Source organism: Paenibacillus sp. JT22N7 (genome assembly GCF_059383875.1).
Window position 1 is genome coordinate 937,260 of sequence record NZ_JBXENY010000001.1, and the last position, 12,145, is coordinate 949,404.

The window sequence follows — 12,145 nt, forward strand, 5'->3', positions numbered from 1 at the left end:
TTCATAATCAAAAACCCAAAAGTACTGAATTTGACCTCGCCTTTATAAATAGAATCATTATACTGTTTTATATAATACTATATATATAATTATATATCTATTTATATAGGTGAGGTCAAAAACCATACTTTTGGGTTTTTCACCGAAAAGAGTAGGGTTGAAACCCTACTCTTTATTGATTATTCTCAACAATTCAAACTTCGCGCTATCGCTTAGTTGTGCAATTGCATTCAACAGTTCGTCATGAGATAAAGACTTAGCCTCTGCAACAATGTTGATGTCTTGGTCAATTGAATATGATGGTTTTAGTGAGAGTTCATTAACGCTAGAAGTCAGTTGCTCTTTTAGCGCGGTTCAAACCTTTGTAAGCTTTTAAAGAAATTTAACGCGGTTAAAACACTTTAAAGATTAGCACGACATATAATCCGAGATCTTTTAAAGTATCTTTAACGGGGTTTAAACCTTTTTAAACTCTTTTAAGTACGTTAAAACAAGCAATCTGCCAAAACAGCAGAAGTACTGCTTGATAAAACAGTTTTAGTATTGAAGCACCTCCGAGAAAATATCTCGGAGGTTTTATTTTTGCTAATTAGATCACGTTTTTCGTGGGGAGGAAAATATTATGACAGATACTGAACTGAAAGCAGCGGTTATAAAGTTCAAAGTAAGATATGGGGCTTCATTTGCTTACATTGCAAGAAGATGTGGAGTAACAAGGGAACATATGTCCAGATGGCTGCACAATGAGTCCTATATGATCTCAGAAGAACTCAAGAAAAGGCTTAAACAATTTGTGAAAGGAGCAATGTGAAAATGATAACAGTAAATGTCATAGATGCACCATGTGGATATGGTAAAACATCGTGGGCTATTCAATATATGAATGAAATGGACATTATGTCTCATAAGTTCATCTATGTCACTCCATTCTTAGATGAGGCTGATCGAGTTAAAAACAAAGTTTATTCGAGAAAACTCTACGAACCCAGTTTCAATAAAGGCATAACGAAGCTGGATGACTTGCATCGCCTTCTAAGAGAAGGGAAAGATATTGCTACTACACATGCGTTGTTTCAATTGGCAAATGCAGAGACGCGTGAATTGATACGAAGTAATTGTTATACGCTTATATTAGATGAAGTGATGAATGTCATTGGGCAGGTACCGCTCAGAAAGAATGACTTGGATATCTTGTTTGATGCAGGTGTTATTGACATTAAGACCAATGACAGAGGGTTGAAGTATGTAACTTGGATAGAGGACAAAACTAATTATGATACTGAATACAATGACATAATGTATTTGGCACAAACAGGGAATCTCATGCTTTGTGATAATTCCGCTCTAATATGGAATCTCCCATGTGATATTTTTTCAATGTTCCAAGATGTATTCATCTTGACTTATTTATTCAAGGCACAGTTTCAACGTTATTACTATGATTTACATGAGATAAAGTATAGATATCTTTCTGTGAGTAAGACCCAAGATAAATACGATCTTGTTCCATATGTCGATAGATGCACGCATGACAAAACAAAGATTGCTCCGCTAATAAACATCTATCATGGAAGCCTGAATAAGATTGGAGATAATAGGAATGCATTATCGTCTAGCTGGTTCGGAAAAAATCCAGACTTGATTATTACACTAAGGAACAACACATATAATTTTTTGACCAACAAGTGTAAAGCCACAACGACTTCATCAATGTGGACAACTGTTAAGGGAAATAAAGCGAATAAGACAAAAAATAAATCAAAAGACGACCATAGTATTATGAATAAAGTCAGACCAAGGGGGTTTAAAGATTCTTTTGTTCCTATGACAGCCAGAGCGACAAATAAATTTGATGAGAAGTATCACCTTGCCTATTTAATAAACAGATTCATGAACCCTATTGAGAAGAAATTCTTCGAACAGTATGGGGTATCAGTCGATCAGGATGCCTGGGCTTTGTCAGAACTTGTTCAGTGGTTGTGGCGAAGCAGAATTAGAAAAATAATCCCTGAACCAGTCAATCTTTATATACCAAGCAGTCGGATGCGTGGCTTGTTGGAGAAATATTTAAGCAGTGATTTCTTTGAGACGCCGCCTGAGAATGCAATCATAGATGAACCACCTAGCGATTGGAATGTATAGGTTTAAGGGAAGAGGCTTCCTAAGTACCTCGAAAAAAGCCAGTAAAATCAAGGCTTTTTTATCAGAATCCTTAAAGTAGAAGTTGATAAAATACTCGATTAAGGATGTGCAAAAAGAGAATTATAAACTTGCGATTCGAAAAGCGAAGCGTTCGAATCGTGACAAGGACTTGAGCGAAGCGTAGTCCGCGTCAGGCACTTGAAATAATCGATATAGCTCGGTACTTTATTTAGCTTTCATAAATATAGTTACAAACAAATATATTGTTATTATGCTGTTAGTGTGATACTCTTTTTTTAATACATTATCTATAACGAAAGAGCTGAGCATATATGAGCTTTCCTAATGATTTGATTCCCGAGACTTTTCTATATGTTATTGATAAGCAGAGTGGCTAATAAGCTACTCTGCTTTTTTAATGCGAAAATTAGGCACTGTACTTTATTTGGCATTCGTTGCGAGGGGGGGGATTGAAATGTAATCTTAATGCGCAGAGCCAGTAAGTTGTATAAATGTGAAATTGGAGAGTGGCTAATATGGAGGTGATTAATGTCTAAAGTTGAAGATGGAGAAATAATTGATGTACATCATTCGGAAGTTCAAGCGTTATTGAAAATTCTAAATGGAACTCATCTTTTATTGAGTTGATATAAAGGAGTAGGGAAAATGAAGAGAAGCCAAGACAATGGTAATACCCCAGAATCCGTTGATGGCAAAAGCTTTTTGGAAGAACAAATAGCAAAATACGAGGAGAGGAAGCGAATGCCTGATTTTCGAGAAGATGCACCTAATATTTTAAACTGTGTAATCTGCGGTTGTGATGAAGTGAAGAGTGTCGAACTTGATGTTCCGTTGAAATCTAATAATAAGCAACTCTTGAGCATTAGAGTTGCTGGCTCGCAATGCACAAAACCTGATTGTTTAGAGAAATACTATGATTCAAATACTCTCGATGTCATCGGAGATATTGAGTATTGGTTGAAGATGCGGGAGCAACACTCTTCATCAATACCATTTCATCTTCTAAGCGAGAGAGCGAGAGAGGAGACTATATGTGTCTTGCGCGATGAAAACGAGGTAGAGCAATTGCTGAAGACACCTAAGCATTACAGACAAATACGGCGATTTGAACTTCAGAGCGAAGCTTACCAACAACAAAGCTTAGAAGCCATGCGTGACGAAGATACTGATGTAGAAGAATAAGCATTGAAATGAAAAACAACCTACGAGCATGTTTAAATGCTCGTAGGTTTTTGTTTTATACGAAATTAAATGGAGAGTGAATAGCAATGAGTAACGCCACAACAACTACCCAAATGAGAGATGATTTTTCTAACTCAAATGCTGCAATTTCAATTCAAACTGATGGAGGTGCTACCATGGTAGCAAGACTTGGTGACATAGATTTTAAGAGAAAGCCTGTTACGCCGCAATTATTCCTATGCAAGCCAAATAAAGAAGCGGTATCAAAATTGAGTGAAGCATACAACATTGTTTTCAGCCAGAAGCTTGGTGCATTAAATGAGCTGAGCTTCACTTTACCAGTATTTGTTGACAAACATCATGAGATCAGTCGCAACATTAATGCTGATACCATTAGAGGTCGTTATCTGGCGAAGCTTGTGTTAGGCTCATACACTGAGTTCTTTGTCCTCACTACACTAACCAGAGATGGTAAAGATGATGGGGAAACGATAGATGTACAATGTCTCTCGTTGGGATTTGAAATGAATGACAAGATCATTCGTGACTATACGGCTGTCTCCAAGTCTGCTACTGAACTCCTGAACGATCTGTTGGTGGATACGATCTGGAAGGTCAGCTATATCGACTCTGAATATGAGTTGAAGCGTAGAGGTTTAGAGGTATCATCCAGCACTGTCTTAGAGCTTGTATTTGAGGTCGCTAAGACGTTCAATGCCTTGGTGGTATGGGACACCCTAGAACGTACTGTAAGCTTTAGGAAGCCCGATCTAGTGGGTCAGGACAAGGGGTTTAAGATCAAGTATGGCAAGTACCTTGAATCGCTTAATCAAGAAGATAATGCGGAGGAGATAATCACCAGATTAAAGATGTATGGTAAGGAAGACATCTCCATTCGCGAGATTAATCCTACTGGTACAACATACATTGAGGATTTCAATTACTTCATCTACCCTTACCAAGAAACTCGTCATTACTCTAAAGCGATGATCGCTAGTCATGCAGTAAACAATGAGATTGTTGTTGTTCCTAATTATGAAGACAGCATTAATTACAAAATTTCTGCTACATTCAGAGCGTCAGGTGATGACAATGTGATGGGCTTTGTAGTCCGCTATCAAGATGCTGCAAACTACTATTATGTAGGCTGGGATTCTGGCAAGGTGGATGGTGGTCTTGGATGGGGAACAAATCATGTTCGCATCTACAAGGTCGAGAATGGCGTTTCCACATTGCTTGCCCAAACGACAGCAGTTGATGGTTGGAGTCAAAATGTAAACTACAAGATGGCTGTAGAAGCTTATAACAGCACGATCAAAGTATGGATTGGTGACAGGCTTATATTGAATGCCAAAGATAGTACACATTCATCTGGTTCGCTTGGATACATCGGACAAAATCAAGCATTCACTGTAAGCGAGATTTCTATCGAAAGCAAAGAGCATGATGTGCTAAGTCACAGTGATTATATGTCTGATGATCTCTGTCATTCCATTATTGAGTATGATGCACTCTTGCAGGATTATAAAGATGATTTTGCTACTCTGGTGGCTAAAAGGGGAACATTCAATTCAATCTTAAATACGAAGAGAACTGAATTGGCTGCGTTAAAAGCTCAATACAAGATTCTCCTCGATGAGAGAGATGTGTTTAACACTCGAATCGCAATACTTAGTGACGATATTGATCGCGCTGATAATGTGTATGAGGATACAGCACTCCTTAAAAGTGACAGGGAGTCACTTCTTATCGAGCTGAATGCGAAGCTGATTGAGATTAGAGCGAAGGAAGTAGAAGTTGGCAGCAAGGAAGCTGAGATTGTCATTCAAGATGATTTATACCAAGCTGTCCTGAGCGAAATCAATGTCCTCAAAGTCATGCTAGATGTTAGGAATAACTTTACTCCTGAATTGCTTGACGAGAGAAATCAGTACATCATCGAGAAAGAATGGCAAGACTCTAATATTGATGATCCCAATGATCTTTTAGCAGAAGGAATCAAAGCTTTCAATGAGTTTAAAGAACAGAAGATTACGTTGAAAGTTGATATCGCTAATTTCCTTTCCATGATTACAGAGCAAAGGAATTGGGATAAGCTTGGACTTGGTGATACAGTAGCAATTGAACATGAACGCCTGATGATTGAGTTCAAAGCAAAGCTGACTGAGATCGAATATAACTTTGAAGATTCGGGCATCAGTGTAACATTGAGTAATGTGAAAGATTTGTATGCAAATAAAGATAAGTTCCTTGATATGCTCTACAAGTCCTACAGCACATCGACACAGGTTTCTATCGATGCATGGAAATGGGATTTGTCGATGGAGAATAAGGGTTCTATCAATCAGATTATCAATAATGCTTGGGATGCCAATAAGCAAGCAATCATTGGTGCAAAAGACCAAGTGATTGAGATTTCTGATCGTGGACTTATCATTCGCGATCCGAATGACATTTCAACGTACCTTGTGGGTCTGAATGGTATGCTTGCAATCACCAATGATGGTGGAAACACATGGAAGCATGCAATCACAGGTAGAGGTATTGTTGGGGAGTATATCTACGGAAAAATTTATACTGGTATACACCTCGCCCTTGAAGACGAAGATGGTGTCGTTAAGTGGCAAGGCTCCAAAGGTGAAATCTTTGATCGTGATGGTACGCTGGTCATGAAGATGGGTTTGGTTGATGAAAATCCTGACACGTTCGGACTACATGCATTCAACGACATTACTAGAGTTAAGATAGATCAGTTAGATGGCTTTGTCATTGATAGAAAAACAACAGACACATCAACTTATCCTGATGGATGGGAAAAGCTTATGTGGTCGGACACTAATGACGGAATATTATACACGAAGGGTCTTGTAGCTGAGAACATCAAGATCGTTAACAATGTCGGAAAAGTCATTCTGGATGCTGAGAATAATTACCTTGATATTGGAGATTTCAGTACTATTGTTGCTGATAACAAGCTTACGACAATTGAAAAAATGCAGATCATCACTGAACTTTATAAGATTGAAGCTGGCTATCACAGAATGCTTGAGCAGGCAGAAGAGTATAAAACATCTCAAAGGGACGATATATTTGACATGGACGCTCAATTCTTCACGAAAACTCCAAGCACAATCGACCTGTACTCAACGCAACCGCTCACAGATGCTTACGTATCACTCATCCAGTACATGTCTCAGTACATTAAAGTCAACTCCATTGATCCATTAAACATTGATGTTAACGACCCGATGATCAACCAGACTAGTGAGATCACAGATCGGGCAGTATTCATCTTGAAATTCAAGACCTATTATGATGAAGAGAAAAATCTTCGGAATAAGATCGAGGATGCTCAATTTTACTCTGGAATTAGCATGGGACAATTTTACAGCAATGTGGTCATTGGTGAATATGGATTTATTGCGCTGCGTAATGATGGCAAGTATCGTTCGGTGCTTAATGCTACGAATGGCTTGGCTTTACAGAAGTGGGAGGGGCAATGGGTTAACAAAGTTTATGCATCTATCGGCAGCTCCACTTATGAGGATGGTACACTGATTGCAGAGGACTTAGTGGCGAAACGTTTGCGAATTGAGACTAAGCGCGGAAATGTTTTGCTTGATGCTGATGCTCTCAATTTTGACTTCTCTGTATTGGATTCTATCATCTTAGATGATGTTATCGTGTCTACGGAGAAGATTACACTGTCGAACACTTACAAGAGCATCACGAAGCAGTATATTGAGCTGAGAACTCAGTTGGAGAGATATATTTCTTCTGTATACAATGACAGAGATTCTTCCTACTACGGTCTTGATGATGCTAAGAACCAGTTAGCTGCATCAAAAAGCACATTAGAAGCAGCGTATAATGCCTTGACAACCTACATGAATCCTATCTTCGCAAACATGAACGCTACTACACACATCGTTTACGATCTCAGCTCCACTAGACTTATCTTCCATACGAAGTGGGAAGACTTCTACAAGGCTTATGAGGGCGCTAGAGCGAAGCTGGCTGACTTTCTAGAGAAGAGTTCAGTCCAGCTTGGGAGGTCGTACAATTCTACTGTTATTGACGCTGAGAATGGCATTATGGTGACGAGAGGTAACGTTATGAGTAGGGCAATCATGAACGCTACAAGAGGCTTTGTACTGCAAAAGAATGTCAACACAGCTCAGTCCCCGATTTGGGTAGACAAGTTCTACGCTGATATAGAAGGAAATCTTTATGCAGAAGAACTTCAAGCGATTCGTCTCAGAATCTTCTCTGGTGAAGGTGATATGCTAATTGATGGAGATGAAAGAAAATTATACCTCAACAAGTTTGATATCATTGGAGCTGGCTTGATCACATCTGAGCATATTATTACAAACACGATTACAGCAGATGATGGATATATTGCTGATCTGACTGTTAACCATTTGAGAACATTGGCTAAGGACGCAGAGATAGGGCAGTACGTAGACTACATCGACATTAAAGACAATAACTCTAAATGGATTACAGGAAAGGTAACCAGTAAAACTCCTGCAATTGACTCGCGTGGCAATACGCTGTACTGGAAGGATGCTGATAAGAAGTATCTCACTACAGAGGTGACAGCTCACATTGCTTACAGCTACGAGTTCGATGATACCGAGAAGCTGAAATTCGCATTCCAAGACTCTGGTGCGCTTTCGTATCCATATAGCGTATGGGGTGCTGGTGATGGTGTCATTACTGGAACAACAGGCTCGACATGGGGAGATAGTGCAAGAGGCTACATTTATAAAACAACGAATGAGTTCCACTTCAAGTATAACGCGAGTAGTTCTGGTGATTTGCGTGAGATTAAGCTGTATGATCAGGGGATTGATATAACTAGTCTGAATAAACCAGTTAATATTATGGGCAAAGAGGTTCGAATCAACTCAGAAGGTGGAGGGATTCAATTGAAACACTCATCGGGCGCGAAAATGGGAATGGATGAAGCGGGAGAGACAATTTATATGCAGTTGCCCAATGGAAGTATAGCAGAGTTAGGCAGTGAAGGATTAAATATAAATATCAACGGTAACATTGATTTGAAAGCATCAGGTAATATCAAGTTGGTTGGTGCGAGGATTGATATTAACTAAAGTGATTGAAAAGAAAGGGCTGTCCAGTAGTCAGTTTCACTGACTTATTGGTTAGCCCCTTTCTTTTGTTTTGACCGAGCTAATGGAATATGGTGCATTGAAGAAGTTTCTAGCTACTGCTGTTCTTCCCAAGTCAAGTATTGAATTAAAGAGGAAGAGAAAAACATTCTATCATTGTACTTTCGGTTATTGTATTTCCGTAATCTTTTTTTTATAAATTTGTTCACTTCGTCAATTCCAACATGAAGGCAATCATCCCGAGGACTCTCGATTTCTCTTGAAAATAAAATTTTAGCTACTAGAAAGTCATCAATAGTTGTAATAGCATTGTTCTGAATCTGAGAGACATATTTCGAATAAACAGAGGAAATTCCGAATCTAGCCAATGATTTTTCAATATTTTGTTCTCTGAAAATTTTATCTTTATCAAAGCTACCTGTTTTCACTTCACATATTATAGCAATTCGTCTTCTAATATCAAGATTCTTGAAAAGGTTGAGTTTGTCCCAATCTGTTTCTTGTCCCCCTACTTCTTCGTAAACAAATGGTAGCCTAATACCAAGTAAATCTGAATCAGATGTTCTACTACCTCTTGAATGAGAAGAATGAAGAACAAAGTTGTCAATTAAAAAAAAACCATTAAAACGTAAATACCAATAAACCAATTCCTCTCCATAATTCAGCATGACGGCACCTCATTATCGTTGATAATTATAGCAATATATCCTTCCATTGAATCATATAGGAATGGACAAACAGTAATCTTCAATCTTGAGTAGTCACTCATTTAGCACAAACAAATCATCTTCATAGAGGTAGGAATAGCTTCAGCTGCTACTTCATTAGCTGTTTCATGTTCGTTCACGTTAATCTTTTGTGCCGTAGTAAATGAATGAAAAACTATCTAAGTGATTAATAAGCTGATAGAGTTTTTTAAAACACTAATTACTTTCTGGCTCATCGTTTTTCATATTTCTCCAATCCAAAATGAACAAAAGTTTCTTATCATCAAGTTGTATTACTTTGTTCTTTTTTAATAACCGTTGAGTTAACTTACTATAAAAGTGTATAGAATCGATAGCAATAAAAACTTGTTTTGCACTCGAATTATATAATTTAATAATTTCTTCTATAGCGGGTTGTTCTATATTTTTAAATAAAAATGAATCGTGAGTAATTGATGGTAAATCAGTTAACAAAAAGATTGCTAAATCAAAAATTATTAAATTTGTATATGCCTTTCCGGTTCCAGTATTATCAAAGAACTTATACTCATAGTCATTTAGTTTCAATAAAAGTTCAGGAGCCATTCTTTGTCCCATATAGATTTCTGTATTTATTTCCGACAATTTATTGTTGATGCTTTGTGAAATGGTTTTAAGGATGGTTTCTTTAAGATTATTAAGAGTGTTTTTTTGTAAATCTACATCGCTGCTAATCTTATTCATCTTGGTATAGTATTCATTTTCAATTTCAACATTTTTCAGTTTAGATGAAACCTCAAGTAACTTATCTATAAATATATTAGGCTTCTCATCAGGATTTATTAATTTATCCATTTTATTATTTATCTCACGGATATCTGCTTCTAACGATTCAATGCCGTTGTTTAATTCTTTTTTTACACGTTCAAATTCATCACCCAAAATTGAAGAAATCCCGTTATGAAAACGCTCGATCTCTTGTATCTTTGTAATATTTGCTTGTGGGAAAAATTCTAATAAATTATCGAACTCAGCATTGACTGTCTTTGTTGATCCTTTGTTCACTCGAAATAATCGGGATCTCAAATATTCTTTTTCTTTTAATAAAATTCTCTTCCTGTCACCTAAGATGAGAAGTTCATCTGTAATTAGATCTGTTATGTTATTTGTAGGATCAAAAATAGCTTTTCCTAGATTATTAATTTCTGTCCGGAGTTCTTCTATTACCTTTAAATTATTTTTATATTTCATCTTTGTTATTCTTGGAATATATTCAAAATCACTTGCTTTTCGAAATATTTTTTTTTCTTCAGTTGCTCTTTTTAATTCGTTATCTTGTGTATTTATCTTATGATATTCATTAAAAATCTTAATTAGTTTATTAACTGTCTCTAGGTTAGCTTCAGAGTGATGAGCATGTAATGGTCTCTTTACATCATAATTATTTTTACCCCATACTCGACTAAATGGACTTACCGCGGATCTAAATGTTAATTTCTCAGAGTGAATGCCATAAGATAATTTTAAAAAATCATTATATTTGTCCAATTCTATTGAGGTGTTTTTAATAAATTGATTATTACAGTTGTAAACTAATTCTGGCTTTAACGTACCGCGAGAAAAAAAATACTCGACTTTGTTAAATTCAAATATGAAGAAAAATTCATGATGCCCAAGTCTAGCAACAACATCCTTATTATGAGTTATATATGTATTACCACCAAAAATAAAATCGACGATCATTAATAATGTAGATTTCCCTATTGAATTAGAACCAAGATTGTCGCCTAGAACTACATTTAATCCATTATGAAATCGTATCTCTTTTTCTTGGAATATATCGCATTTAATTAGCTTTAACATATTTCACTACTCCTCTGCTGAAATCCACTTCAATACTATCAAGTATGTATAATACATCCAATGAGTAAAGAAATTCATCTATTTCTTCAAAGTCATTCTGTGTTTCGTGATATAATTTCTCGATTTTTATTTCTTCATTTTCTAGTTTTATTAAGATAGAAATCATTTTCTTAATAATAGAATCATTATATCGCATAATTTTATTTGGAACTAACATCGAACACCTCGCAATTTTGAATAAAATAAGCAGTTATAATTTCACACGCACTTTTCGAACTGTTTTCTGTCTTTTTAGACAACCATTCAGAAACAATATCGTAAACGGTTTCTTGAGACTCCTCAACGGAATCAACTTGAACATAAAAAGACCTGATTTGTGAAGCGATTTTTTTAAATGATTTTGGATGCGCCTTGTCCAGTTGACTAAACTCATCTCTTATAAATATGTAATAATCAGTTATGTCACTCCTAATTTTTCTTTTGGTGAATGGTGATAAAGTTGTGTTTGCTTTATCATCAAGTTTATGTGCTTCTAAATTTAATTTAACTAGCCTCGTTTCGTCTGCTACTCCTATTAACTTCAAGAGTATATCTCTAATTTCATTCTCCATAGGGTACTCGTGGAATTTCACTTTTGTGATATTTCTAGTGATAATAGTTTTTTTTATCTTGTATAATATTCTGTATTCCTCCACAGTTCTGGGATGATCGAATACTTTATGGCATGCCCTGCATAAGGCTATAAAATTATCTAAGTCATTCACATCTGATGTCAGTCGTTCTTCATTTTTCAATAATTCTATTTCTTCCTCGGTTGGGTTTAAAGGGTAGATATGTGCTGCTTCAAATATTTTAATTTTTACTTTTTTCTTAGTTTGCATGAGACTTTTATTGCATAATGGACACAGACCATCGACTTCATTAAAAAGGATGATGCTTTCATTTTGAGTAGGTTCTCGCCTAATATTTTTTGACATGATACACCTCGATTAAGGTACTATTTATCTACCAATATCTTACTACAAAATACATGATTCGACATTTACGAATAGAACTCCTTTTCGTTATATGTTGAAGCTCGAAATTTGTAAGAAAAAGATGTTTGTTACAATT

At 36.3% G+C, this 12,145-nt stretch carries 8 protein-coding genes; 4 read left to right on the forward strand and 4 right to left on the reverse strand.

Annotated features, from left to right (window positions below):
* The first annotated feature begins 622 nt into the window (after window positions 1-622).
* The 4 genes from AC50Y5_RS04145 (at window position 623) to AC50Y5_RS04160 (ending at window position 8,465) form a co-directional block, all read left to right on the forward strand.
* On the forward strand, window positions 623-811 hold the full coding sequence (locus AC50Y5_RS04145; protein ID WP_494858594.1) for a hypothetical protein: 189 nt from the start codon (window positions 623-625) through the stop codon (window positions 809-811).
* Between the two features lie 2 nt (window positions 812-813).
* Entirely contained in the window at window positions 814-2,142 is a 1,329-nt protein-coding gene (locus AC50Y5_RS04150) for a YonV family putative phage-derived protein (protein ID WP_494858595.1), read from the forward strand.
* A gap of 666 nt (window positions 2,143-2,808) precedes the next feature.
* Complete coding sequence (locus tag AC50Y5_RS04155; protein WP_494858597.1) at window positions 2,809-3,345, forward strand: hypothetical protein; 537 nt, start codon at window positions 2,809-2,811, stop codon at window positions 3,343-3,345.
* A gap of 86 nt (window positions 3,346-3,431) precedes the next feature.
* On the forward strand, window positions 3,432-8,465 hold the full coding sequence (locus AC50Y5_RS04160) for a phage tail spike protein (protein WP_494858599.1): 5,034 nt from the start codon (window positions 3,432-3,434) through the stop codon (window positions 8,463-8,465).
* A gap of 113 nt (window positions 8,466-8,578) precedes the next feature.
* On the opposite strand, the gene AC50Y5_RS04165 is transcribed toward AC50Y5_RS04160, so the two are convergent.
* From AC50Y5_RS04165 to AC50Y5_RS04180, 4 genes are all read right to left on the reverse strand, one after another.
* On the reverse strand, window positions 8,579-9,151 hold the full coding sequence (locus AC50Y5_RS04165; RefSeq protein WP_494858601.1) for a hypothetical protein: 573 nt from the start codon (window positions 9,149-9,151) through the stop codon (window positions 8,579-8,581).
* Window positions 9,152-9,406: 255 nt separating this feature from the next.
* Window positions 9,407-11,032: a DUF2326 domain-containing protein gene (locus AC50Y5_RS04170; RefSeq protein WP_494858603.1), complete on the reverse strand. Its 1,626-nt coding sequence runs from the start codon at window positions 11,030-11,032 to the stop codon at window positions 9,407-9,409.
* Window positions 11,016-11,249 carry an ABC-three component system middle component 7 gene (locus tag AC50Y5_RS04175; protein ID WP_494858605.1) on the reverse strand — a complete coding sequence of 78 codons (234 nt, stop codon included), beginning with the start codon at window positions 11,247-11,249 and terminating at the stop codon, window positions 11,016-11,018. Before AC50Y5_RS04175 ends, AC50Y5_RS04170 begins: the two co-directional genes overlap by 17 nt.
* Entirely contained in the window at window positions 11,233-12,009 is a 777-nt protein-coding gene (locus AC50Y5_RS04180) for an ABC-three component system protein (RefSeq protein WP_494858607.1), read from the reverse strand. Before AC50Y5_RS04180 ends, AC50Y5_RS04175 begins: the two co-directional genes overlap by 17 nt.
* Window positions 12,010-12,145 lie beyond the last annotated feature (136 nt).

What these genes read in the sequence shown, in the direction of transcription:
- AC50Y5_RS04145 (WP_494858594.1), top strand. Translation starts at nt 623, where the DNA reads ATGACAGATACTGAACTGAAAGCAGCGGTTATAAAGTTCAAAGTAAGA.
- AC50Y5_RS04150 (WP_494858595.1), top strand. Translation starts at nt 814, where the DNA reads ATGATAACAGTAAATGTCATAGATGCACCATGTGGATATGGTAAAACA.
- AC50Y5_RS04155 (WP_494858597.1), top strand. Translation starts at nt 2,809, where the DNA reads ATGAAGAGAAGCCAAGACAATGGTAATACCCCAGAATCCGTTGATGGC.
- AC50Y5_RS04160 (WP_494858599.1), top strand. Translation starts at nt 3,432, where the DNA reads ATGAGTAACGCCACAACAACTACCCAAATGAGAGATGATTTTTCTAAC.
- AC50Y5_RS04165 (WP_494858601.1), bottom strand. Translation starts at nt 9,151, where the DNA reads ATGCTGAATTATGGAGAGGAATTGGTTTATTGGTATTTACGTTTTAAT.
- AC50Y5_RS04170 (WP_494858603.1), bottom strand. Translation starts at nt 11,032, where the DNA reads ATGTTAAAGCTAATTAAATGCGATATATTCCAAGAAAAAGAGATACGA.
- AC50Y5_RS04175 (WP_494858605.1), bottom strand. Translation starts at nt 11,249, where the DNA reads ATGTTAGTTCCAAATAAAATTATGCGATATAATGATTCTATTATTAAG.
- AC50Y5_RS04180 (WP_494858607.1), bottom strand. Translation starts at nt 12,009, where the DNA reads ATGTCAAAAAATATTAGGCGAGAACCTACTCAAAATGAAAGCATCATC.